We start from the raw sequence: 23,592 nt of genomic DNA, 5'->3' as shown, positions 1-23,592 counted from the left end.
CGATGTTCAGAATTTCTTTTTGCTGGTAAGCAGCGACGGTTCAGCAGGGCCCCGCAAGAGGGTGGCAGGGACACTGCTGGCCTGCACGGCGTCGGCGACAAGGGAGCAGAGGGCGCCCGCACTGGCAAAGGCTGCTCGCTGCCGATCAGCACCCGTGCCGCGGGCCAGCAGTTGGAACAGCAGGAATTCAACAATACTGAGCTCACCCTGTTCCTTGAGTACCGGCTGGATGTGGTTGAGCAAGGACATCACCACGTCGAACGCCGGGCGGGGCCGGCTGGTCTGCGGGTCCAGCAGCTCACCGCCCAGCCCGAACCGGCCGGCCTGCCATGCCGCGAGCCTCAGCTGGGCGGCCGGTACGCGCACAGGCTCAACGCCGCGGCGCCACTCCCTGGCAGCGGTCTCCGCAAGTCCGCGAACCAAGGCGGCCAGCAGGATCGCGTCGTCCGCGTGGAGGCACACGTCCCCCACCCGGACCTCGACGGTGGGATGCCGGTGGCTGAGGCGCGCGTCAAAATAGATTTGCCCCTTGTCCAGCAGCACCCCGGCGCTCAGGATGTCATCCACGTGGGCGTGGTAGGCCTGGGCGGATCCGAAAATATCGCACGGCCCGGCCGTGGGCCACCTGTTCCACGCCTGGGAGCGGTAGCTCGCGTAGCCGGAGTCCGCGCCGTTCCAGAACGGCGAATTGGCGCTGATGGCTACGAGGACCGGAAGCCAGATGCGGATCCGGTCCAGGACGGCTACCCCTTCTCCGTCCGATTCCACCTCCACATGCACGTGGCAGCCACAGGTCAGCTGCTCCACGGCAGTAAGGCCGAACCTCTCGATCATGCGCTCATAGCGCAAACCGGGAGTGGCCGTGGACGTGACGGGGAAAGGGGAAGTTGCCAGGGCGACGGCGCGGGCACCAACGGAACGCGCGGTGGAATCTGCGCTCAGGCGGTGCGCGGTAATATCCTGCGCCAGTTCCTCCAAGCTGATCCGAGGAAGGGTGCAGGCCTCAATCTGCTCCTGCTTCATCTCGCTGCTGAGGCCGTCATCGTCACTCAGGTGGTCCAAAACCTCGCCCAGTGCAACCGCGTGCCCATCAACGTAATCGACAATCAGGAACTCTTCTTCGACTCCTACCCGGCGCATCATTGACGACCTGCAAGTCCCGGCGGCTTCCCGCCTCGGACCCAGCCTGACGCATGCGGGAAACTGCCGCTGTATGGGTAAGCCATGTCGCTCCTCGGTAAACCCTAGGGGCCACGGCTTAACCTCCTTTGGTCAGAACATAGTAAGCATGCTTACTTCCGGATGGCAAGCGAAGATGCTGCAACCGGCACTCAGGAGAGGCGTTCCAGGCGGCAGACCGGAGGCGTTAAAAGGCGCTGGGCTCCACAGATATACCGGCCGCCTGGACTCCCGGTCCAGCCAGGTCCGGGGTTGGAATTCTGGCGGCCACCTGACCATCAGCGGTCCCCGCGCCTGCCAGGTGGGAGGCGAGGGCCGACGACGGCGTTGCCTGCCACAGGCGGGACAGGAGCTTCGCACGGGCTGCTTCAATGAACCCGCGGAAAAGCCCGAAGTCCTCCGGGAGCTCCTCGGGGTGCCACTGGATACCCATGGCGAAGGTGCTGGCGGGGTGCTCGATGGCCTCCACTACCTGGTCCTCGCTCCAGGCAGCTGCGATCAGGCCCTCCCCCAGCTTGTCCACGGCCTGGTGATGGGAGACGGGAACGGGCCCCGGGTTGGCGCCGATCAGCTGCTCCAGGCGGGAACCCTGCCGGATCTCCACCTGGATTTTGTTGAATTCGTAGCCGCCGAGCTGGTACTGGCCGTTGCCGATGACGTCCGGCAGGTGCTGGTGCAGGGTGCCGCCAAGGGTGACGTTCAGGAGCTGCTCGCCCCGGCAGATGCACAGGAGCGGGATGTCCTGCCGCAGGGCCTCGCGGATGAGGGCCTGCTCCCAGGCGTCGCGTTCGGGCCGCGGCTTGTCCGTCTCGGCGTGGGCTTCCTGCCCGTAGAGCGCCGGGTTGACGTCCCAGCCGCCGGGAATGACCAGCCCGTCCAACCGGCTCACGAGGTGTTCGATGACTCCAGGGACAACAGGCTGGGGTGGAAGAAGGGTGGGTACGCCGCCTGCCGCGATGATGGGGTCAAGGTACGTCTCAGGCAGGAACGCCGCGCTGACCGTGCCGCATCCGTCGGTTCCGGCATGCTCCAGATACGTGGCGAGTCCGATGATGGGCTTCACGGCGGCGTCGGTTGTTTCCAAGGGGTTCCTCCAGCTGATTTCTCTGCATTTAAGGATATGAGACAGGTAGGAGTGGAATGTTTCGCGCAGATCAAAATCACGTATCTTGTTCGTCACTCCTGCCCAGACCTTGAGGGAACTTTGAGCGATTACCGGCTGGTAACTTGATGCGGGCAGGGCATAGTTGCGGGTAGCAGGAGACCCGCCTGTTTGGGGGGCACAAGGCCAGCGGAACGGTGGGCATAGCTACCATTCCGGCGGCCCGTCATTCTCCTGGCGGAGTCTTGAAGTGGGCTCCGCCAGGTACAGCCTGCACCCAGCCGTCTTCCTGGCAGCCGCGACGACGGCGGGCACGTTGTCCCCCCTGCAGCAGGATGACGTGCCCTCACAGCGTCCCGGCGCCGCTTATCCCCCAAAGGCGGCGCCGGGACTTTCACGCCCGCTGAAGCCGCGGACTGCTAGCTCGACGCCGGAGGGCCGGGGCTGACAGCCGCCCCCAGGACGTGCGCCACCGGCGGGGACAGCGGATGGACGGCAAAGTTAAGGCGCCTGGTAGTCACGGGGGCAAAGCCCGCTGCTTCGATGGCAGCGACGGTGTCCCGGTTGGGGTGGCAGCCCCGGCAAACCACTGCCAGCCGGAGCCAGCATGTCCTCGACGGCGGCGAAAAGCGTCTGTCCGAGCGGACGCGTTCATAAAAGGCAAAGGTTCCGCCCGGACGCAGGACGCGCCTGATCTCGGCCAGCACGGGCGCCTGCGCGCTGACGCTGCACAGGACAAGGCTTGCCACGACGGCGTCGGCGCTGGCCTCCTCAGCGTGAAGATGTTCAGCGGCCGCCCTGGGGACGGTTACTGGCACCGGCGCCGCGGCGGCCTTGGCGGTGGCGATATGTCTGAGATAGTCATCCGGCTTTGATGGCCAGCACCTGTGTCACGGCCGGCGGGTACAAGGCAAGGTTCGAGCCCTCGCCTGCCCCCAATTCGATGACGACCCCGTGGAGGCCGGCGAGCAGCTTATGCCGGTTGCTCCGCTGCGCCGCGCGCGGTCAATGCCTTCAACCGCTTTCGCGCAGGCGCGGGCGAAGCGGGGATGCTGCTGTTCGGCGGGCCCTGCCCATCGGCGGAGTCCCCGCCCTGCCCCATGCCTGCCGCCTAGTCCGCCGGACTGACGCGGCAAGGCTGGCAAGCACCGCCTGAAGCCGGGTGTCGGCGTCACCCGCCACGTCCTTGATGGCCGGATTGGAGGCTCATCTTCCTGTTGGTGGTTACGTTCGCCCTGGGGTACCCCCGGCGTGGGGTTAAGGCCATCACGACCGAAGCCGTCCCTCTGCAACATGCCCTCATGGCACAGGTTCTGACTGCACGGGGACACCAGGACCGTCCTCCGGTGAAGGCTGTGATTTCACAGGAACTGCCGGGGCGTAAATCAGTTTCAGGTGGTACGTATACCGTAGGAAAAATGCACCCACCAAGGTAACGGCCTGGGCAACCGGGCCAGGCACATGTGCCAGTTCAACCAGACACCACAGCACTGGCACCCGGGACATGCCCTCCAGGGTGTTGAACGAGAATGAGTGAATGAACCGCCGTGCCAACGTCCGGCGGCGCTTGATTGTCTGTGCGAAGACAAGTTTCTCCTGCATTATGAAGTTCGAAATTATGGTGGTTTCATTCCCAATAATTCCGGCCGTCACATAATCTGCGCCGAGCCAGATAAGTGCCGCCATGATGAGCACGTTCATTACTGCTCCGAAGGCTCCGATCAGGGCAAACCGTGAAATGGGTGCGGAGAGCAGGTTCCGTCCCAGTGCCATTACCGTGCTGCGCCTGAACTAGCCGACTCAGCTTGGGGCCAGACGGCGGGCGGCTCCTCGATGACCTCCCTGACGTGCCACTGCCCAAACGAAACGACGATGCGAGAATTTCTTAAGGCCTGGCCGGCGCTATGGAGCTGCAAATTCTCGATGTTCCTTGCCGTGGGGGGCCCTTCTATGATCCAGTCGATTGCCCGCCATCCGTCAGGGTGGTGAGTTTCGAACTCTGAGTCAAGGTCCATCTTTTCCAGCGCGATTACCTTCCAGGGATCATGTCTCCCGTCCGCGTTCAGGTCCTGCCACATCGAGTACGGCACCAGGGCTGTGTCATCACGCGGCAGGTTCTTCTTGGACCACTCCAAGGCGTGCTGCCAGTCACGATTACTGTTTGTTTGAAGTAGGGTCCTGTTCATGGCGATCCACTGCGGCAGGAGGAGGACCGTGATGACGGCGAGCATAGCGCCGCAAGTCAGGCCCAGGGCTGCCATCCTCGTTCCCAGTCCCACCAGACGGACGCCGCCGGAGTGCCTGCCGGGGTAAGGGACGGCCGGGAAAAGCAATGCGACGCAGCGCCAGGTAAGATCTGCGGCGACGGCCATGGCAAGGACCAAAAATGGGATTGCGGCAATGACATACATGGCGGGCATGTAACCCTGTCCGATGACTACCGGCGCGGAGAAAAGGCAAAGTGCAGAGGTTATCCAACGCGCTTCACGTCGCAGGAGACAGACAAGTGCGGCCACCATGCCGGCAATCACAACGTACTTGTCGTAGTACATCCACCCCATTACCAGCTCCTGCCGGCTTGAGTCCGGATCAAAGAGACTTCCGGAACCTGGGCGGGAAACGAACTGGTACGTCAGGGCGTCCTGCAGGGAGACATGCCCGGGGCCGGCGAAGAGTTCGTTCCGAAGTACTGCGAGCAACGGGAAGAACGCGAGAATCAGGCCTCCCACCGAGAGGAATCCCACCAAGGAGAAGAACCTAGTCTTCCAGTAGGGCCTGTGCAGCAGCGCCACCAGCAGCGCCGGGCCGAATATCGCCAAAGTTTCCTTTGACAGTACGGCCAGGGCAAAGCATGCACCTGCCCCAATGTGATGCCAAAGCTTGAGCCGGGGCGAGAGCATGAGATAGAACGCCAGGAGCAACCAAGGCAACCCCACGTTGTCAATGAAGACCTGGCGTCCCAGGACCAGCGAGAGCGGGGAAAGGCAAAAGAGACCTGCGGCAAGGACAGCGAATACCCGCTGCAGTTCCAGCCTGCGAGCTAGCAGGTAAACCAGCACTGTGCTGGCAACAAAGAATACCGCCACCACATACCGCATCTGGCCCACATAGGTCTGGTCTCCCTGGCCGAGGAGCAAGGGTATCCAGGACAGTGCAGCCAACTGCACCCACGCCACGGGCGGATGGTCGTACCAGTAGGTGTAAGGGGCCATTTTGCCCTCGAGGACGGCAAGTGCCTGTGCTGTGTAAGTACCTTCGTCGTCCTGGTACTCGGGAGCGTTCAGCAGGTTCCAACCGGAGAGCACTGCGGCAGCGGTGGCGATCAGGAGTGATGTTCGCTGGTCCGGGCTTAGCTTGCCGACAACGTGTCGCAAGGCCTGTGTGCTGCGGCCTGCGGTGAACAGGAATCGGGTAAGGGGAGTGCCAACATTGGGCGCGATCAGGGAGTTCATGGCCGGGCCGCCGCTAGATAGTCAAGATGTGAGCCGGAGTGCCTGGTTTTTTCCCATCTAAAGTCGTTGCGCCGGAACTTCATGAGCGCACGGAGGGCGGCGAACGCGAGCAGTACCTGGTAGAACGGCGTTCCGGCTATCAACCGGAAGTAGTCATAAAGCCGGATCTTGTAGCCGTGATCCCGGCCAAACTCCTGGAGCATGCAGATATCGAAGGCGAGTGCCGCGACGGCCGGCACCAGTGGGGCGAAGGCGAGCAAGGTGATAGGGATAGGGAATTTGCCTACCAGGGCAGTGATGATGGAAAAGGGAAGACAGAGTCCGGCGAATGCCATGAAGTGCTGCTGCATCAGGGTCCACCAGGCCATCCATCTTTGCCTGATAGTAGGGAGGGTCTTCCAGTCGCCTTTCGCGTATACCTGCATGAAGCCCAGGGACCACCGGGTTCGCTGCTTAACCAGGGATCGGATGGAATCTGGAGTTTCCTCTCTCGTTACGAGGTGGGGTGAATAGGCGATGACGATTTTTCGATGGAGGACCGACAGCCGAACGCCCAAGTCGCAGTCCTCGGCCAGGCACCGGGAATCCCAGCCGTTGATTGTGGACAGCACGTCCCGCCGAATGAAGACGGTGTTGCCGCCCAAAGGGATAAAGCCCTGCTTTGCGTAGGCGTGCAACCGGGACCGGAACCACATGAAGTACTCGAGGCAATTCCGGAGGGAATACCAGCTGTCCCGGTAATTCACCAACTGAACCGCGCCTTGGACGACGTCCGCGTTCTTGATCTGGAAGCAACTATCCACATGCACCAGCAGGTCCGGGGCCGCAATGGATTCGGCATCAAAAATGCCGACGATGTCCTTGCTGCACATGGCCAGTGCAGTGTTGAGCTGCTGCGGCTTGTTCTTCACCGGCCCCTCGTCCACGCTCACCCGCACCAGGTGCGGGCGTTCAGCCGCAAGTTTCCGTGCGATGGCGACCGTCTCCGGATCGTCATGGCCAACCGAGATAATGACCTCCATGTTCGGGTGGTCCTGCTCGCAAAGGTGCTTGAGGGTGGTGGCCATCACCCGTTCGCTTTCATGCCGGCACGGCATGATCAGCGAAAAGGAGAGTGCTGGTTCGGGAAGAAGCGCTGTGTATGCGGTTTGCGCCTGTGTCAGTGGATCCCACCAGGCGTGCGTGGTCACATAAAGGGTGGACAGTGCTATGACGAATAGGACGAAGGAGATCCCGATGATGAGAAGTCCGATAGTGACAGCAATGAGGGTTAGGAACATATTGGGCCCGTTCGGTCAGCGGTGAGGCGATTGCCAAAAAAGGGCAGCGCAGAGGGCATGCTGCAGTAGCCGCGGGCAGCAACTGCGGCGGGATAAGGTTCAGGAAAGGGGTTACCGGGGGGCTGAGTCGCCGGCCCCGCAGGCCCTTCCGTCGCCGTTCGAATCCAGGTTCTGGGGATCGATCCCCACTCGGCGCACTTCAACGCCGTCCTGGAAGTACTCACGGAGCTCCCTGCAGGACCACCGATGCTTCATGCTGGCCGCATCATGGCCGGCCTTTTTCATCTCCTGCAGGTGCTGGGCAAGGCTTGGCGGGACCACAGGGACGCACTGTCCGTTTTCGCCGTACGCCTCAAGGCAGCCGCCCAGGTTTGCCGCACCGCGCTTGAAAACGTCGGAAGGAAGAACGGGCCCGCGGGGTGCGGGCCCCGGGGTTTTGGGTGGCTCCGGCTGCCCCGGCCGCACTGTTGTGTGATCCCTGTTTGCCGCATCCTGTAGGGACGTTTGTTCGCGGTTAGCCGGGTCCTCCGGATCCTCCGGTCCGGGCCTGGCGATTGCTGAGGATGCCGGGGCAGGAAGCGATGGCGACGGAGCAAGTGGCGTGGGCGAGGTTGGTCGTGCTGTAGGAGCCGGTGCCTTTTGTGGAACCCCAGTCAGCACTGCCGCGTGATGAAGGCTGTCTTCACTGAATGAACCGTGGGAGGGTGCTGTGGCTGAATGGTACGAGAGCGCAGTCAGGGCCGTCAGGCCAAGTGAGATGATGGCGGTCCGAACGATTCGGCCAAGGCGCCGCTGCCGTTGAGGAGTCATGATATCCACACCCATTTCGCGATGCTTGGAAGATTGTTCGAGTCCAGGACAGTGAGCATGTAGGGACCAGGCGGAAGCAGATTTGGGTTGCTTGGGATGGAGGCGTTTATAGTGCCCCCGCTGGTGGTCATCGGCAGGTCCACCAGACGCGCGTTGGTATCGGTCTGGTGCGTTGCCGACATTGGTGACATCAACTGTGCTGCCTTGATCGTGCCTGTCGTATCAAGGGTGATCTGCTGGCCATAGGTCGCCGTCGCGGGGGCGCTGGCGATGCTGGGCCGGGTCCCGTTGAACATGTACGGGGGCGAGTAGACCGAGATGCGTAGGTCAAAAGAGTTGTCGAGCGGGTTCGAACCGAAAATGGCTACGCGGCCGTCGGGCAGGAGGATCGCGGAGGAATGGTAGTTCCGTCCCACCGGATCAGCCCCAATACTGAGCCAACTGTTGCTTGTTGGCTGGTAAATGGCCGCGGTCTGTACGTTGCCGGAGCGGTTGTGCTGGGCACCGTCTGCCGCCAGGACGGTCCTGTCCGGAAGGTTTAGTACGTTCACGTACAGCTTGCCGGGGCCGGGAAGGTCTGGGGCGGGCACATAGGCAGGGTTTTCCTGCTTGAGGTCGATGATGTCTACAAGGTTGATGGCGGGGATGTTGGTTTCAGTGTTTCCGCCCCCGACGATCATGACCTTCTGGTCCTGGGCGGGACCAAGCAGCACCGATCCGGCCTGGTCTCTGAGGTCCTTCTGCCGCAACCCGGGGACATCCCATATCTGGGCGGACTTCCAATCGTAAAGCGACGCTCCAGTGCCTGGCAGGCCGTTCCCGAAGGTGTGGGCGCCGGCGTAAAACATCCGGCCATCCTCAAGCAGGTACATATGGGGGTAAGTCCCCCAGAAGCTCCAGGTCTGCGGCACGCTGCCGGACGGAAGCCACGTCATGGTGGAGGATTGGAACATCTCCGTAAGGACGGTGCCCTCGGCCTTTTCGTCCAGTCCGCCAGCAGACCAGACATCCCCGTTGCCGAGTTTGGTCATGGTTGGGTACCAGTGCGCCCCCGCCATGTCGCTGATTTTGTGGAAGCTGCTGTCCTCAGGATCGAAGTAGTAACTGGCCTTGGACCCCTTAAAGGTGGTTGGCCCTTCATCTGTGGTGGGGTAGGACTCCGTGCCGCCGCCGATCAGGACTTTGCCGTCGGAAAGGGTGACATGCCCGGCGCAGAACATGTCGTAGGGAACAGGCACCGGATCGAACGTTCCTGTGTCAGGGTCCCAAATCGACGCCTTGAAGGTGCCGGCGGTGAATGCGGATCCCTCGTTCCCGGAGCCCGCGATGAGCAGTAGCCTGCCGTCGCTGAGCAGCGTGGAGTGGATGGCGCGGAGGGGCACAGGCGCATTAAAAACCTCCCATGAACCGATCTCGGCTGGGGTGCCTGCCGGAGGCGGTGGCACAGTGCTTTCTTTGAGGGAATAGTTGGTTGTCAGCAGAGTTCCGTCGGCACCGATGGACACCCCGAAGGAAATTGCGTCAACACCTTCCGGAATCGGAGGGGTCGTTCCCGCAGCAACTGCCCAGGTGTGTGTTGGGGCCACTTGGCTGAGGTCCGTCCAATAACCCCAGCCTGCGGCAGTGTGCGTGAAAATGGTGATTGAGTTTTTGGCGGCAGTGGATTTGTAGTCGATGGACAGGTTGTATTTGGCACCCGGCATTACCGACGGCGCGCAGCCGGCGGTCTCGGCCTGAAGGAGCTTGGTGTCTCCGCTGGCATAGTCACTCACAGTGATGCCGTAGGAGCGCGACCCTGGTGAGGCCGTGGCCGGCACGTCAGGAGTCAGCCCTTGTGTGACTGTGCGCGTTCCCCACCCTCCGGTGATAAAGCAGTCCGGAAGGGGGGTTCCCGTTGAGAGGTTTCCGTTTACCACCAATTCGCCCGCGGCCGGTGGTGGCGTGCCGGTGCTGGTGGCGTAGAGCGAATAGTCGTCAGTGGTCAATTGGCCCGTGGCCGCAATGGAAAGCCCGAAAGCGATTTGATCCGTACCTTCTGGCACGGCTGGGGTAGTGGCCTTCGCCTCCTGCCATTCCGTGGTGGGTGAAACTGTGCCCAGATCTCCCCAGTAGGACCAACCGGCGGAAGTATGCCGGAACGTCGTGATGGATACCGGAACCGTGGACTGGTACCAGACGCCGAGGTTGTACACCTGGCCGGGAGTTACGGAAGGCGCGCATCCCGCATTTTCCGTCTGCATGGCTTTCCGGTCGCCCGAGGCATACCCCTCCACTGTGACTGTGAGCGAGCGTCCTCCCTCCCGTCCTGACGAGAACGCCCAGGTGCCCCGCGTTCCCCAACCGGAAGCTTGGAAACAGTCCGGGAAGTGGTGGCCGGATTCAAGGGACGAATTTTTGACCAGGTTGGGGCCGGTGCTGTCCGCTCCGAAGGAAGGTCCCGACGCGGCTAGTGGCGCGAGGACCAACAATGCGGGCATCAGGTGTGCTGCTGCCTTCCGGAGGGACCAACGGTGACGGGGCTTGACGTGGGCTGTGCCGCTGCGGGACCGAACATGACGTGGGGCGCTTCTGTGCCTTGCGGCTGTGAACCTCTTCACCAAGTACCTACTTATGCATGGGGGACATCAATAGCTGCCGGGTCTTTCTAGGTACGGACAACCTAGGTGAGGCGGTTGGGGTGCTTTAAGGGCATTTAGGCCGTGATGCGGCTTTAATGTGGATCCTGCGGGTTCGCCACTGTGGCCTGACCTGCGCAAACATACTAAAGACCCTTGACAAACCCCATGATGAATCACCGGCGAGCAATTCTGGACAGGTCCACAAGGCTGTAAGCCAGTGGACGACGAAGCTGACGCTTTGAGTCAGGAAGGTGATACCCCAGCTCTTCAGCTGGCCCCACAGTGCAGGCGGACCGTCGCGCCCTTCAGCCGTCCAGGTTCTTGGTGCTGTAATTGATCATTTGCAGCTGCACGGAGCCCGTGACGTTACATCCAGGAGCAATGTCCACAGCCTCGAAATCGGGACGATGGAAGTCGGTTGACGAGCAGCCCGCTTTGCCCAGTCCCTTACAGGCGAGCAGACATACGGGAAGGCATCAAGCCCATCAATGCCTCCCCCGAAGCACGTCCCGCGCTTCGGGGGGAGCTGGTGGCTTCCAGACGGTCCTGCGCCCGGGCGTGACCGCCGCAGGGACCGTCGCCGCAGCTACCAGCAGCTTCTTCACCGCGTACTAGCGGACCCCGGGCCTCCCCGGCCCAAACAAATCAATGATCGGCAGGTGCCCGTCGGTGCGGATGGCATCTCCGCCGCCGTTCCGGTGGTGGTAGCCGCTGGAGTAGTTCAGGATGATGTGGACCGATTCAGGGCCCACAGCGTCCGCTGCCCGCAGGGTCTGGATGATGAAGTCCCGTTCCTCATCCGTGCGGTCGGCGATCTTGTGGGTGATCTGGAACGTGAACAGGGACAGTCCCACGCTCCTGTCGTAGGTTCCCGCGCCCACCCAGTCCACCGAGAGCCCGCCCGGCAGCATCCACCCGTCCGGGCATTTCCAGAACCGGACGTGATGCCTTTTGCGCGGGTTCCCGTCGATCTCGCGCTGGAACGCCAGGTCCTGCTTTTTCCCAAAAACGTAGAGCGAACTGACCGGAGCCTGCGGGTAGCTCCTGCCCAGCACTGTAGAGGTGAGGGTCCGCCAGGCCGTTGCCGGGGTGATGGGATCGGCTTCCACCCAGCCGGCGGACAGCATCGCCCGCCGCAGCTCCTCCTGCGTTCCCACCACGGCCAGGTTCACTGGATCACCGAGCACCCCGTCCCCGGTCCGGGCCCTGCCGATGAAGTAGTCCGGGATATAGAGGCTGCTGAGGATCTTGTGGATGCGCGGCAGAAGGGCGTACGCCAGGATAAGCCACACGGGCAGGAACACCCATGCCTGGTCCGGGCCGCGGGACAGCCGGGACAGCAGGAAGAACCACACCGCCCACCCCACAGCGACGGTCACCAGCATGTAAAGCAGCCGCTGCAGCACCGCGAGCACCGTGGCCCAGCGGCTCTGGCGCCGCTCCACCGGGTCCGCGGCACGCGAATGGTCAGGCTCCTTCGGAACCGAAACCCCGCCGTCGTACCTTGCTCCGGGATCGGACGCAGCGCTCACGGCGTACCAGGGGTCAGCTGCTCCACAATGATCCGCGCCGTTTCCGGGTCCCCCAGGATCCGGAAGTGCCCGGCCACGCGCAGCTCAATGTTCGTGGCCCCCGGAAGGACACTGCCCTCGGGGATGTGCGGGTCGAAGGGGCCGTAGATGGAGGTGATCCTGCTGTTGATGGTCTCCTCGCGGGCCAGCTGGAGGGTCAGTGCGTTGCTCGGGGAGAAGATCCGCAGGCTCGGCAGCAGCATGTACTTTGCGTAGCGTGAGCCGGAGAAGGGGGTGCACACCGTGATCATCCGGTTGATCCGCTGCTCCGGGTCCAGGTTCAGCATGGTGTACTTGCCGATTAACCCGCCCTTGCTGTGTGCCACGATGGAGGCGTCACGCAACCCTGCCTCCTCCAGGTGCTGCGCCACCAGCCGGGCGGCCACGGGTACGTCCAGCTTGTTCCGCTGGAGCACCGTGACCACGTGGACCGGATGGCCGGCATCGTTGACCGCCTGGATGAGCGGCAGCATGAACTGCCAGTTCTCATAGACACCCGGGATGATCACCACGGGGTCGCGGTGGCCCTGGTGGAAGGACCCTGGCTGCACCCGGGACAGCATGCCCTCCACCTGGCACACCGCAGCGTACACGTAGTCCTGAGCCCACCACAGAACCTTCTGCAGCGGACTTATCCGGGTGGTCATGCCCGTTTCGCTCATCTGTCGAGGATACCCCTACCCCGCCTCAGTAGTTCCGGCGGTGCTTCAGCCGCGGAATCACGACGGCGAACACTGCTGCCGCCGCGAACCCCAGTAATCCCGTGGCTGAGATCCCCGCGCCCAGGGTGGCAAGCGCCGTCACCCCTGACAACAAAACCGGCCCGCCGGTGGATCCGGCATCGGCCATGAATCGCCACAGCCCCAGGAACTGGCCGCGGCCGCGGTCCGGCGAGAAGTCGGCGCCCAGGGTCATCACGAGCCCTGAGCTGATCCCGTTGCCGAACCCGATCAGCAGCGCTGCCAGCAGCAGCCCAACAAAGGACCCGGCCAGCGGAATCAGCAGCAGGGCCGTACCCATGAGCAGGGTGGAAGGAACCGCCACGAACTGCCGTCCCTTTCGGTCCATGAGCTTCCCGGCGGGATAGAACACCAGCATGTCGATCGCCCCGGACAGCCCGTAGATCAGGGAAGCGGACGTGGCATCCATGCCCAGGTGGTCCGCCCACAGCGGGATCACCACTTGCCGGGAGGACCGCAGGGCGCTGAGCAGCAAAATGCCGACACCCAGGGAAAGGAACACAGCTGCATGGGACACCGCGACGCTCCGGAGCGTGGGCTCGGGGCCCTTGTGTCCGGCGTCGGGCTCCTGCCCATCTGCCAGGTCCGGGATGGTGAGGGAGAGCAGCGCCGCGGCTGCCATGGCCACCACGCCCACCCAGTACGCTCCGCCTATGCCAAAGAACTGCATCACGGCCGCGCCCAGGAACGGGCCGATGAACACGCCGATCCGGTTCACCCCACCCAGCGTGGACAGCGCCCTCGCCCGGAACTGCACCGGCACAGCTTCGGTGAGATACTTCTGCCGGGCCAGGCCAAAGACCGCCCCGGACATTCCGACGACGGCCATCGCCGCGGCGAGCAACCACAGTCCGTTGGGGACCATGGAGGTAAGGCTGGCTGCCGCGAGCGCAAGGCCGGCGGCAACGGCGGCGCCCACGATGGACCAGCGCTCACCGAACTTCAGGGTGACCAGGGAGGCCGGCAGGTTGAAGAACCAGGAGCCCAGGCCGATCAGCGTGACGATCAGTGCCGCAATGGCCACCGAGGCGCCCAGGCCGCGGGCGGTCAGTGCCACCACCGGGAGGATGGCGCCGGTGCCGATCCCGTACAGCAGCGTAGGTCCGAAAGCGGCGACGGCGATGCCGCGCAGGGTGAAGGACTGGGGGTCACCGGGGGAAGACATCAGGTTTATCCTATTGGCCGCCCCTGATACCCCCTGTCCCCTTATCGGAAGCTTTCCAGGGCCTCCCTGGCTTTCCCTGCCGCTGCCGCTTTGGCAAGTTCTTCTGCCACAACGTGGAGTTTGGTGTTGGTGTGCTGGCTCTGGTCGGCCAGAATCTTGAACGCGGACTCTGCCTCGACGCCGTGCAGGGTCATCACGATGCCCTTGGCCTGTTCGATGACGGCTTTGTGGGCGTAGGCGCCCTCTATGGCTTCCGAAGCGGCGGCTTGGGACTCGATACGGAGGCTCTGTGTGACGTCCACCATGAACCCGCGGATACAGTTCACGTGTCCTGATGGGTCGGCCAAGGCGTGAATCGCCGAAAAGACGCGGCGTTCCTTGCCGCGGGTGTCAATAACGCGGTGCAGCAAGGCACCATGGCCTCCGGCTTCCATCAGGTCCAGCCACACGGCGCGCACCGGCCCGCGATCCTGTGGATGCTTGTGCGCCATCAGCAGTTCGAAGGTGGGAACCACCTCGCCCTTGCCCAACCCGTGAATGCTGAACAGGCCCCGGGACCACTGCATCTGCCCTGAGGCGACGTCCATCTCAAATGTCCCTGCTGGAGATTCAGTGGAAAGCGCCAGCGGAAATAGATAAGTATCCAGCTTTGACCACGTCACCGCATCCTCCTCGGCCAGGCAAACCCCCTGTTGACCAACAACGGCCCCACTCTAGCTGACTGGTGGCGGCAGCCTTTGCCAGGTCCGTTCCCTGATGCCGCAACACGGAAATTCGGGGGTCACAAAAGCCCCGGACAGGAGTAGCGTTCGCTTTATGGGGTGCTGTTCGCGCGCCCTCTGCCAAAGGGGAGGTCATTCGATGGGTGAAGTGTGGATCCGCACGCTCGGCAACGGGCTGGTCCGGGCAGACAGAGTCACCGAAATTTCATCCACCCGCGGATCGCTCCATGAGGATCAGGGGTACTCCGTGAAGGTCATCGTGGGCGGCAAGAGCCACGTGCTGATTGACGACGCCGGCCTGCAGGGCACGCTGGCCGAGCGGCTGGAGTACGCACGGCATGTGGAGGACGCCCTCCTGCTCGCGATGGACGAGGCACGGCAAAGCGGAGTTGCCGTGGTGATCTCCTACGAGCCGGAGCGCGAGCGGTGGTCCGCTGCGCCGGTCACGGTATTAACAGGAAGATTGCCTGAAGCGGTGGGCTGATCCCGGCTGCTGAGCCGGGGACCGACGGCGGGCTGCGGCCCGGGTGCCGCCGGCCGGGGCGGGCTTTCCTGCACACGTGGACCTGTCCGCGCCGGCAGCCCGGTAATGCTCGTGCTCGTGAAACACAGCGCCCACAGCGCAAGCACCAGCGCAACCACCACCACCCAGGGAAGCTCCGGCCATACCAACAGGAACGGCACCGCCACAGCCACCGTCGTCACGATGAGCAGGTACCACGCCACGGACCACCATGGGCTGGCCGGAGGATTGCGGGTGGGATCGCTGGACTGCCGGAAGGACGGTTTGCGCAGGCGCTGCAGCCGGTTGTGCAGCACGCCCCATACCGGCCCGTTCAGCAGTGCCACCAGGACGCCCGCGAACACCGCGGTAGTCAATGCCAGCACACCCCAGTCCTCCGCATGCCGCCAGTGGTAGCTGGGCCCGGAGCACAGCCAGGACGACCACCAAGGATCCCGGCCGGCGCCGGCCGGGCCGCACTGCACCAGGTCCCGCGCCCAGCGCTGTGAACCCAGCCAGGCAAGCGACGCCGGGGCGCTCAGCGCCGAGGTGAGGACGGCGAGAAGCCGCGTCACTCCCAGGCTCTTCACCATGACGCGGTGAGGGCGGAGCCGCCGGTCGCCGTCGAGCGCCCTAAAGGCCAAACCGGAACTATCCGACGGCGGGGGGTCCAGGATGAGCCGCGCCAGGGGATCCAGGACCTCCACGCGGTTGCCCGAGTAGGTGATGTGGTCGTGGATCAGGGCGGACCTGTTGTACACGGGATGTTCTTCAGGGCCCGGGCCGCCGTCGCCCGCCGTGTCCCGTTCATAGATCTTGCCAAAGACGGGCAGCGGACCGTTGTGATGGGTGGAGATGGGACCGGCGGGCACAAAGTCGAACTTCCCCCAGACGTTAATCCACCGTGGCCGGCCGGGGTTCGCCAGCCAGTCGGTCACCGGGTCCTCCCCCGTTCCGCCGCCCCACTGCGCGTAGCCCAGCAGGTCCAGCCCGCTGCCCACGCTGACAAAGTTGGTGGCCTGCGCCTGGTTCTGGAACAGGACCTGCCCGGTGATCGCCGCGCCCTGGCTGTGCGCCACCACGGTCACCTGCGTCCCCGAGCCGTGGTCCCAGCGCTGCAGCGTGTCCACCACCCGCTGCCGCATGGCCGCCGCCTGCAGGGGCCGCCGCTTCCACACCTGCGGATCGCCCAGGAAGTCCGCGAACAGGGAAACCAGCTTTCCGATCCACCGGCCCGGGCCGGGTATCCAGGCTAGGATGATGATCAGCAGGAGCACCACCAGCACCGCCATCAGGATGAACAACCCGGCGAACGCCGCAAGGGTGGTGAGGAGCATCTGCCTCAGCCACGCGGCGAACCATGCGGGGGTGGCCCGGCGCCGGCCCGGGTAGAGGTTCCACTTGATCAGCTGCACTGACCGCATGTATACGCGCAGGGCGGTGCGCAGGGCCCAGGAGTAGGTGGACGCGGCCGACGCCGGCTCGAAGTCCCTCCCCCAGGACGCCTCCGTCATGAGCACGGTGAGGTAGTCCGGCTGTTGTTCCCTGACGCCGCGAAGAACCTTGACCAGCACTTCGGGCGCGTCACCCACGGCGTTCGCTTTGGTAATGACGAGGTGCGGATGCGGGGTGTCCGGGGCCAGGTCAAGGGAAAGGTCGTGAAGGCTCAGCATGAGCGGCTGCGCCCACTCCTGCAGAGTGCCGCCCTTCAGCGCACGGCCCATGCCGTGGACGAACACCACCACGTGGTCCGGCGAGACCGCGGTGCCGCCGCCGGGACCCGCCCCTGCGTCCGCGTTGCCCATGGCTACATGATGGACCCCGGCGGGCAGGAGTGAAAGTGCCAGGTGGGGCACCGCCCTGCCCCAGCCTGTTACGTGAACAGCATCCTAATCGATGTAATAAGTACGTAACTGTTGCGTGCATCACATCCGGCCCCTACTCTGGATGAGGCTGATGCAAACGGCCATATGCAAGAAGCTGCAGCGTCGCAGCCAATGCCGGGGAAGGCTTTACTTTTGAATTCCAAACTGAATGTTGTTGTCCGTGTAGATCTCGACCACGCTCGTGCACAGGTGATTGCAAAGGGGCATATCACCGTCCACAGCGTCAATGCTCTTTATGTAGTGGTTAAGCGTGCCAATTCCTTGAAGGAAGGGCTCGACGTGCAGCTGGACGTCTCCCACGCCCACGTTGACCGGGAAGCCCTGGAGATGCTCCATACTGCCTCGGAATCCAATCACCTGCCGCAGAAAATCGATCCGCAGCAGGCACCGTGCACCATCACCGTCCTGGCACCGCGCCGGGTCACCTCTGAGCTCCGGGCCCAGCCGCCGGCGCTGATCGCCGCATAGGCCACCCAGGCAAAGGCACGCGAAGCGCCCAACAGTCGGGCCAGAGTGTCAGCCGCAATTTATCTTTCCTGATTTTCCACTGGCTGGGAGTGCAGCTGTATCCGAAGAGACGGGTAGCTGCCCTCCCGGCCGGGTGGAAGTTCTTTACTCCCACCTCCTGCACATGGTGGCTATGGTTGCGCCGGTGCCAAGTCAGGACAGGATGAAGATCAGCCCCATCGTCGCGGCAGCAGCGTAAAGTGCACCGTTCACAACAGGATAATAAGCATGCTGACCGCTAACCAGCATTGATGCTGGTCAGCTAGCGGGAGGCCGGTTACGCCCACAAACATCTTCGTGGATGTAGTCAGAATTTGGGCCAGTAGTCCGGATTGAAGCCCGGGGCGTGGGGATAGGTGGGAGGATCCTCCCACCGGTCCTGTGATACTTCCGGCTCTTCGTCCTGCCCTGGCTCAGACGGGTCCCTTTGCACCTGCCCGGCTTCGTCCTCTACCTCAGCCTCGGCGTTGCCACCGTGGTCGGCCTTATCCTTTGTCATGTCACTCCCCTGCGGGTGCCGTGGTTGCCAGCGTGCCGCGCCGGCCGGTCATCAGCGGGCACCTCCACGCGTGCGCGCAAGTTCCGCCGTCAAAAGCTCCAAGAGAGAACGGGCCGGTTCAGAGAGGTGGTGCTCCCTGCCGTGATGCCCTTTTTGCAGGCACTGGAGAAGTGCGTTCCGGATGCGTTCCAGTTCACGCGACGGCACATGCGGCCATCGACGGAACAGTTCCTGAATGGCCCTGGGCTTGAGTGGCCCCTTCTGGGGCCCCGTCTCGCCAGGGGAAGCCTGGGCGCGCGCCGCCTTGGCAGCGGTGCCGACAGGCACCTTGATGCTCCGGGAAGCGGAAGCGGATGGATTAAGGGAAACGGAAGCCACGGCCACCTCCCGATGCGTGGTTCGAGATAGCCAAACTGCCTGACTAACCTCAGGATAGGTAGCCCGATGCGTCCGGGGTCAAGGGTTTGGCCTCCCCTACTTGCTACCGTACGGGGATCCGCGCAGGCGGCCGCCGCCGCCAAACGGGCAGCCCGATAGCGGAGGCACACTCCTCCCGGTGCCTGCCTTTCTGCGTGTCCTCGATGAGGGGCAGGACTGGCAGCCCCACTCCGCCGGGGTACTGCAGCACATGCGGGACCGCCTGGAAGAACTGAAACGGCAGGCATCGAGGCCATTGACTGCCCCCGGGCATAAGATTTTTTCCATGAGGATTGCCGTAGCAGGGGGAACCGGTACCGTCGGGCGCCACGTGGTGGAGCTCGCCAGGGAGCGCGGCCATGAGGTGGTGAGCCTGAGCCGCGCCGAGGGCGCGGACCTGGTGAACGGCAGTGGCCTGGCCCAGGCCTTGAACCAGGTCGAAGCGGTCATAGACGTCTCCGGCATCCAGACCAACTCCACCAAGAAAGCCGTGGACTTTTTCACGAACGCCACGCAGAACCTGCTGGCAGCGGAAGCGGACGCCGGCGTGCAGCACCACGTGGCGCTTTCCATCGTGGGCATCGACGGCGCCACGTCGGGCCTCTATGCGGGAAAGCTGGTGCAGGAAGACGAAGTGCGCCACGGCGGCATTCCCTGGACCCTGCTGCGCTCGACGCAGTTCCACGAGTTCGTGCCTCTGACGGTGAGGCTTGGAACCGTTGGCCCGCTGGTCGCGGTTCCCAAAATGTTCACCCAGCCTGTGGCTGCCTGGGAGGTGGCCGAGGCGCTGGTGAAGGCTACGGAGACAGGACCCGCGCGAAGGATGACCGACATGGGCGGACCGCGCACGGAGAACCTTGCAGACCTCGTCCGCGCGTATCTCCACAAAACCGGCCAGCGCAAAAAGGTACTTGAGGCAGTCCTGCCGGGTTCCATGGGGAAAGCCATGCGCAGCGGTGCGCTGATCCCGGCGCCCGGAGCCGCCGTCGGACGGCAGACGTTCGCCGAATGGCTGGAAGCAAGTAGTGGCCGCGACAGCCAGGAAAAGTAGAGTACCCACTACTCGTGCCCTTTCCGGCGGGCGCTCCTAAATTCGAGGAAAGCCTGCGCAGCGGTGGTTCGCCGGCTCGAGGTTGACAGGGGGAAGCGTGACACAACATCCGGCGGTTGGCGGCAGGCGGCTGGACCGGCAGGGACTCCTGCTGGACCTCATCACGGGCACTGAGACGGACTTGGACTCGGTGCAGAAGCTGAGCGAAGCCGCCGCGGAGGCGATGAGCGGGCTGGCAGGGACCAGGGTGGAGTGCGCCGTCCTGCTCCAGCTCGGGGAATCGGCGCCGGTGAGTGCCGGCACCGATGAGAATGCGGTAAGGCTGGCGAATCTTGAGGGCCGGGACGGCGACGGTCCCATCACCCACGCGGTGCGGGGGGCGGCGGCAATAACGGTCGACGGCGGCGCTTCGTTTCAGTGGCAGGCTTACCTGCAGCGGCTGGCGGCAGCGGGGTACGAGCGTGCTTTGGCTGTTCCCTTGCGCCTGGACGGCCCGGTGTCAGGGGCCCTGCTGTTCCTGGCCCGGACCCGCACGGATCTGGGGCATGAGGTAGTGTCCGAGGCAAACTGGTTCGCCGGAGTGGCGTCGCACAGCCTGAAACTGGCGCTTGAGGTACACAGCGTCCGCTCGGCGGGGGACAACCTGAAGGCAGTGCTGGAAAGCCGGACCTCCATAGACGTGGCGTGCGGGGTGATCATGGCGCAGAACCGCTGCTCCTACCCAGACGCGTTTGGCAGGCTCGCGGGGATGTCCCGCCAGCGGAACCTGAAGGTCCGCAGCGTGGCGGAAAACATCCTCAAAGCACTGCCCAGCGGATCGCCCGCATCCCGGTTCGAGCCGTCGGCGCTGGCATAGCGCCGGCCAAGGGGCTGGCCCGGAGCTTATGCCAGGAATTCACGGAGGGTGATGCCGGAAAATGTGGCCGGGCCGCCGTCGGCATAGAAGGAGATGCCGGTGTCACCGTAGTCAAAGTGGACTTGCTGCGAAAGCACTGTGTGCCCGGCATTCACGAACACCTCCACGCTTTGCGTGTCCACAAAGATCCGCAGATGCACTGAGCGGGCCCCGGGGGCTATTGGCGCGGCAGCACGTGTGAAAGGCACCAAGGAGAAGCCTGACTGGTCGGAAGGTGCACGGTCCACGTACAGCTCCCCGCCATACTTGCCGATATTAGTGTGGCGGGCGCCGTCCGGGGAACGGCCCACCGAAACCCCCACGTTCGCGGCAGCCTCCCATGCAATGTCGAGTTCAAGCTCGTACGCCCGCCCGCGCCACGGCAGGACGGTGCTGCCGTCGACGGTGCGGTCACGGAACACTGTCGTTGACCCCAGATGATCCGAGAGCGCCGGGACTGGACTGCTGAGCAGGCTGTACCAGCCTCCCGGCTGGCGCTCCATGCGCAACTCCCGCACGATCGAGTTCTGGCCGTTGTACCCGTCAGAAGCATCCGTGGGCACATCACGGGCGGCGTATTTCCAGTTGTTCATCCATCCGATCGCATAGCGCCGCTCCTCCGGCGCTTCCGCTGCCGGCCAGGTCACGGCGCCGTACCAGTCCCACCCCCAGTCGAGCCACTGCGGGCTGCTCACGTTGTCCGCAACGAACTGGTCACCATCCCAGGCACCTGTCCAGTAGGCGTAGGTCATGGGCAGCCCGAGGCTGTAGGCGTCCATGCTGGCGCCCAGTACCCAATGCCGGGTGCCGTCGCTGGCGGTCATTTCGAACAGGTCCGGGCACTCGATGCCGCCCAACGAGTGGTTAGGGTAATCGAAGTTGCGTTTCAGCTGCCAGTCCCGAAGGTTGGGCGACGTATAGAAGGCTGCGTACCGGGCGCGGCCAATAACGCACACCCACTCGTTACGGGCCGCGTCCCAGTGGACCTTGGGGTCCCGGAACCATTCCGCGTTGTCAATCTCTGCCTGGGTGGTGGCGGTCCGGCCGTCGGTGTTGGCAATAACGGGATTGCGAAGGGCAGTGAAGGTGTACCCGCCGTCAGTGGACCAATACAAATACTGCTCCTGGTACTTGCGGATACCGCCCGTAGGCTGCGTGGCTAGCACTACGATGGTCCCGGCGCCGAAGCCGGCTGTATTGGCAGTGTCCACCACAGCGGAACCTGACCACACGGGGAAGCCCTGCTGCAGCGGCACCGCAGCTCCGTGATGAGTGAATGCCACCGCGTCAGTGGTGGTGGCATGGTCCCATCCGCCCGGGCCGTTGTTCTGGGCGGAGTGCAGGTAGTACAGGTGGTAAGCACCGTTGACGTGAATGGGCCGTTGCGGATCACAGAGCCAGCCGGATGGCGGTGTCATGTGGAAGACGGCCCGGAGGGAGGTGTTGGCATGGGCCGGTGCAGAGCTCAGGGGGCTGTCCAGGAACAGGGCGAGGGCACCGGCTCCCGTTCCCTGCAGGATGTGGCGGCGCGAAAGTTCAGGGGTCATCGTTGACTTCCTCTCATTGGTAAAAGCAGCGCGACGGGGTCATCGTTATGGCGCTTAAACGCTTTAGCAGAAGATACTGACCCATCAACGGAACTTGAGTCAAGGGTTCCAAAACCTTTGCTAAAACGCTTGATCGCCGCTCCATTTCGCGCTAGCTTCGTGGTGATCAAACGCTTTAGCAGAATGGACATCAGTGCCGATGAGTTATCCAGTCTTCTTTCAGCCCTCCGATGGATGGGTTGGAGACCTTATCCCCTTTCAGCAAGACGGTGAGTTCTGGCTCTTCTACCTTCACGAGGTACGCGCCGAGCCCAAACCGGGAACAGCATGGAACCTGGTCACCACCAAGGACCTCACGCAGTTCCAGGACCATGGCGTGGCCCTCCCCCACGGCACCACCGACGATCCGGACTTCAACTGCTACACCGGCAGCATCATTGCCGACGGGTCCGGCGTCCACCATTTGTTCTACACCGGGCAGAACCCGAACACCCGTGGGCGGGACGGCCTCCCGCTGCAGCTGGTCATGCACGCCACCAGCACGGACGGAATGGGCTCCTGGACCAAGCACCCCGGGCTCACCTTTGGGGCGTCTGACGGTTACGAGTCGGCGGACTGGCGGGACCCCTTCGTTTTCCGGGATGACGAAGCAGGGCTGTGGCGCATGCTGCTGGCGGCCCGGCACATCGATGGCCCTGAACGCCGCCGGGGTGTCATCGCCCAATGTGTGTCCAAGGACCTGATGGTCTGGGAGCCCACAGAGCCTTTCTGGGATCCCCGCCGGTACGTCACCCATGAATGCCCGGACGTGTTCCAGTGGGGTAACTGGTGGTACATGGTCTATTCGGAGTTCTCCGAATCATTCACCACCCGCTACCGGATGGCCGCGAGCCCCAGCGGACCCTGGACCGTCCCTGTCCGGGACAGCATCGACGGGCGCGCCTTCTATGCCTCCAAGACGGCGGAACGGGATGGCCGGCGGTTCTTCTTCGGCTGGATTGCCAGCAAGGAAGGAAGCAACGACGACGGCGCCTGGCAGTGGGCGGGCACCATGTCATCTTTGGAGGCGCGGCAGAACGCTGACGGGACGTTGGCCTTCGGTTTCGCCGACGAGCTCGTCGACAGCTTCTGGGATGAGGTGCCGCTCGAGTTCGACGGCGGACTGCCTGCCCGGCTGGAGGTCCCGGACGGCTACCTCGCCGCGGTCTCAACCAACAACCTGCCCACCCAGTTCTATGCGAAGGCAGTGTTGGATATCCAGGCCGGCACCACCGAATGCGGCATGCTGTTGCGCTCCGGCCCCGACGGCGACCACGCCTACGTCCTCCGCCTCGAACCAAAGCGCGGACGCCTGCTGTTCGACCGCTGGCCGCGGGCCATCACCGGGGATGCCCAGTGGCGCGTCTCAGGAGATGTCCCCTTTGCCATCGAACTCGAACGCCCCTGCGACCTCACGCCCGGCCAGCACACTTTGGAAGTCGTCGTCGACGGGGACCTGTGTGTCGCCGTCGTGGACCGGCAGGTGGCACTCAGCACCAGGATCTACGACCGTCCCACGGGCGGACTCGGAGTGTTCGCTGGTGAAGGATCGGTCACGGTCACACACCTTGAAGTACGTAAGCGCACCGACAACTGAATACCGCTGTCCC

Annotated in this window: 19 protein-coding genes; 5 read left to right on the top strand and 14 right to left on the bottom strand. The window is 63.8% G+C overall.

The window, feature by feature from the left end; translation table 11 throughout:
- Nucleotides 1-6 precede the first annotated feature (6 nt).
- From FDW81_RS04900 to FDW81_RS04850, 11 genes are all read right to left on the bottom strand, one after another.
- Nucleotides 7-1,143: a glutamate--cysteine ligase gene (locus FDW81_RS04900; RefSeq protein ID WP_138133047.1), complete on the bottom strand. Its 1,137-nt coding sequence runs from the start codon at nt 1,141-1,143 to the stop codon at nt 7-9.
- Between the two features lie 223 nt (nt 1,144-1,366).
- Entirely contained in the window at nt 1,367-2,263 is an 897-nt protein-coding gene (locus tag FDW81_RS04895) for a gamma-glutamyl-gamma-aminobutyrate hydrolase family protein (protein WP_138133046.1), read from the bottom strand.
- 437 nt (nt 2,264-2,700) lie between these two features.
- Entirely contained in the window at nt 2,701-3,129 is a 429-nt protein-coding gene (locus tag FDW81_RS18365; protein WP_255467081.1) for a class I SAM-dependent methyltransferase, read from the bottom strand.
- Nucleotides 3,130-3,580: 451 nt separating this feature from the next.
- Nucleotides 3,581-4,054, bottom strand: a complete 474-nt coding sequence (locus tag FDW81_RS04885; protein ID WP_138133045.1) for a GtrA family protein — start codon at nt 4,052-4,054, stop codon at nt 3,581-3,583.
- The gene (locus FDW81_RS04880) at nt 4,054-5,733 is read right to left on the bottom strand and encodes a glycosyltransferase family 39 protein (protein WP_138133044.1); all 1,680 of its coding nucleotides are present in this window, start codon (nt 5,731-5,733) and stop codon (nt 4,054-4,056) included. Before FDW81_RS04880 ends, FDW81_RS04885 begins: the two co-directional genes overlap by 1 nt.
- Nucleotides 5,730-7,013: a glycosyltransferase gene (locus FDW81_RS04875; RefSeq protein ID WP_138133043.1), complete on the bottom strand. Its 1,284-nt coding sequence runs from the start codon at nt 7,011-7,013 to the stop codon at nt 5,730-5,732. Before FDW81_RS04875 ends, FDW81_RS04880 begins: the two co-directional genes overlap by 4 nt.
- Before the next feature lie 806 nt (nt 7,014-7,819).
- Nucleotides 7,820-10,063 carry a galactose oxidase early set domain-containing protein gene (locus FDW81_RS04870; RefSeq protein ID WP_240719962.1) on the bottom strand — a complete coding sequence of 748 codons (2,244 nt, stop codon included), beginning with the start codon at nt 10,061-10,063 and terminating at the stop codon, nt 7,820-7,822.
- Between the two features lie 989 nt (nt 10,064-11,052).
- A complete protein-coding gene (locus tag FDW81_RS04865) occupies nt 11,053-11,973 on the bottom strand; it encodes an LssY C-terminal domain-containing protein (protein WP_138133041.1) in 921 nt (306 codons plus the stop codon).
- Entirely contained in the window at nt 11,970-12,674 is a 705-nt protein-coding gene (locus tag FDW81_RS04860; RefSeq protein WP_138133040.1) for a triacylglycerol lipase, read from the bottom strand. The genes FDW81_RS04865 and FDW81_RS04860 overlap by 4 nt, the downstream gene beginning before the upstream one ends.
- Before the next feature lie 25 nt (nt 12,675-12,699).
- Entirely contained in the window at nt 12,700-13,917 is a 1,218-nt protein-coding gene (locus FDW81_RS04855) for an MFS transporter (RefSeq protein WP_138133039.1), read from the bottom strand.
- 41 nt (nt 13,918-13,958) lie between these two features.
- Nucleotides 13,959-14,579 carry a PAS and ANTAR domain-containing protein gene (locus FDW81_RS04850; protein WP_240719960.1) on the bottom strand — a complete coding sequence of 207 codons (621 nt, stop codon included), beginning with the start codon at nt 14,577-14,579 and terminating at the stop codon, nt 13,959-13,961.
- A 199-nt stretch (nt 14,580-14,778) separates the two neighbouring features.
- On the opposite strand from FDW81_RS04850, the gene FDW81_RS04845 reads away from it, so the two are divergent.
- The gene (locus tag FDW81_RS04845; protein WP_138133038.1) at nt 14,779-15,123 is read left to right on the top strand and encodes a hypothetical protein; all 345 of its coding nucleotides are present in this window, start codon (nt 14,779-14,781) and stop codon (nt 15,121-15,123) included.
- On the opposite strand, the gene FDW81_RS04840 is transcribed toward FDW81_RS04845, so the two are convergent.
- Nucleotides 15,045-16,946: a hypothetical protein gene (locus FDW81_RS04840; RefSeq protein WP_138133037.1), complete on the bottom strand. Its 1,902-nt coding sequence runs from the start codon at nt 16,944-16,946 to the stop codon at nt 15,045-15,047. The genes FDW81_RS04845 and FDW81_RS04840 overlap by 79 nt on opposite strands.
- Before the next feature lie 213 nt (nt 16,947-17,159).
- Between FDW81_RS04840 and FDW81_RS04835 the strand changes: the two genes are divergently transcribed.
- A complete protein-coding gene (locus tag FDW81_RS04835) occupies nt 17,160-17,495 on the top strand; it encodes a hypothetical protein (RefSeq protein ID WP_138133036.1) in 336 nt (111 codons plus the stop codon).
- A gap of 346 nt (nt 17,496-17,841) precedes the next feature.
- Here the strand turns inward: FDW81_RS04835 and FDW81_RS04830 are convergent, their stop codons facing one another.
- The gene (locus FDW81_RS04830) at nt 17,842-18,033 is read right to left on the bottom strand and encodes a hypothetical protein (protein ID WP_138133035.1); all 192 of its coding nucleotides are present in this window, start codon (nt 18,031-18,033) and stop codon (nt 17,842-17,844) included.
- A 703-nt stretch (nt 18,034-18,736) separates the two neighbouring features.
- Between FDW81_RS04830 and FDW81_RS04825 the strand changes: the two genes are divergently transcribed.
- Together FDW81_RS04825 and FDW81_RS04820 are read left to right on the top strand one after the other, a co-directional pair.
- Entirely contained in the window at nt 18,737-19,501 is a 765-nt protein-coding gene (locus FDW81_RS04825; RefSeq protein ID WP_138133034.1) for an SDR family oxidoreductase, read from the top strand.
- 97 nt (nt 19,502-19,598) lie between these two features.
- Entirely contained in the window at nt 19,599-20,357 is a 759-nt protein-coding gene (locus FDW81_RS04820) for an ANTAR domain-containing protein (protein WP_240719958.1), read from the top strand.
- Nucleotides 20,358-20,383: 26 nt separating this feature from the next.
- Here the strand turns inward: FDW81_RS04820 and FDW81_RS04815 are convergent, their stop codons facing one another.
- Nucleotides 20,384-21,943 (bottom strand): glycoside hydrolase family 32 protein, encoded by a 1,560-nt coding sequence (locus FDW81_RS04815; protein ID WP_138133033.1) that lies wholly within the window; start codon nt 21,941-21,943, stop codon nt 20,384-20,386.
- A gap of 199 nt (nt 21,944-22,142) precedes the next feature.
- Between FDW81_RS04815 and FDW81_RS04810 the strand changes: the two genes are divergently transcribed.
- Nucleotides 22,143-23,579: a family 43 glycosylhydrolase gene (locus tag FDW81_RS04810; protein ID WP_138133032.1), complete on the top strand. Its 1,437-nt coding sequence runs from the start codon at nt 22,143-22,145 to the stop codon at nt 23,577-23,579.
- The last annotated feature ends 13 nt before the right edge of the window (nt 23,580-23,592 follow it).

The organism is Pseudarthrobacter sp. NamB4 (assembly GCF_005796185.1).
Classification (GTDB): domain Bacteria; phylum Actinomycetota; class Actinomycetes; order Actinomycetales; family Micrococcaceae; genus Arthrobacter.
The sequence above is the reverse complement of the archived record's forward strand: the minus strand, read 5'-3'. Positions and strand labels throughout refer to the sequence as shown.

Coding starts and splice junctions, on each gene's coding strand:
- FDW81_RS04900 (WP_138133047.1), bottom strand. CDS start 1,143: ATGATGCGCCGGGTAGGAGTCGAAGAAGAGTTCCTGATTGTCGATTAC.
- FDW81_RS04885 (WP_138133045.1), bottom strand. CDS start 4,054: ATGGCACTGGGACGGAACCTGCTCTCCGCACCCATTTCACGGTTTGCC.
- FDW81_RS04880 (WP_138133044.1), bottom strand. CDS start 5,733: ATGAACTCCCTGATCGCGCCCAATGTTGGCACTCCCCTTACCCGATTC.
- FDW81_RS04875 (WP_138133043.1), bottom strand. CDS start 7,013: ATGTTCCTAACCCTCATTGCTGTCACTATCGGACTTCTCATCATCGGG.
- FDW81_RS04870 (WP_240719962.1), bottom strand. CDS start 10,063: ATGCAGACGGAAAATGCGGGATGCGCGCCTTCCGTAACTCCCGGCCAG.
- FDW81_RS04860 (WP_138133040.1), bottom strand. CDS start 12,674: ATGAGCGAAACGGGCATGACCACCCGGATAAGTCCGCTGCAGAAGGTT.
- FDW81_RS04855 (WP_138133039.1), bottom strand. CDS start 13,917: ATGTCTTCCCCCGGTGACCCCCAGTCCTTCACCCTGCGCGGCATCGCC.
- FDW81_RS04845 (WP_138133038.1), top strand. CDS start 14,779: ATGGGTGAAGTGTGGATCCGCACGCTCGGCAACGGGCTGGTCCGGGCA.
- FDW81_RS04840 (WP_138133037.1), bottom strand. CDS start 16,946: ATGGGCAACGCGGACGCAGGGGCGGGTCCCGGCGGCGGCACCGCGGTC.
- FDW81_RS04830 (WP_138133035.1), bottom strand. CDS start 18,033: ATGACAAAGGATAAGGCCGACCACGGTGGCAACGCCGAGGCTGAGGTA.
- FDW81_RS04825 (WP_138133034.1), top strand. CDS start 18,737: ATGAGGATTGCCGTAGCAGGGGGAACCGGTACCGTCGGGCGCCACGTG.
- FDW81_RS04815 (WP_138133033.1), bottom strand. CDS start 21,943: ATGACCCCTGAACTTTCGCGCCGCCACATCCTGCAGGGAACGGGAGCC.
- FDW81_RS04810 (WP_138133032.1), top strand. CDS start 22,143: ATGAGTTATCCAGTCTTCTTTCAGCCCTCCGATGGATGGGTTGGAGAC.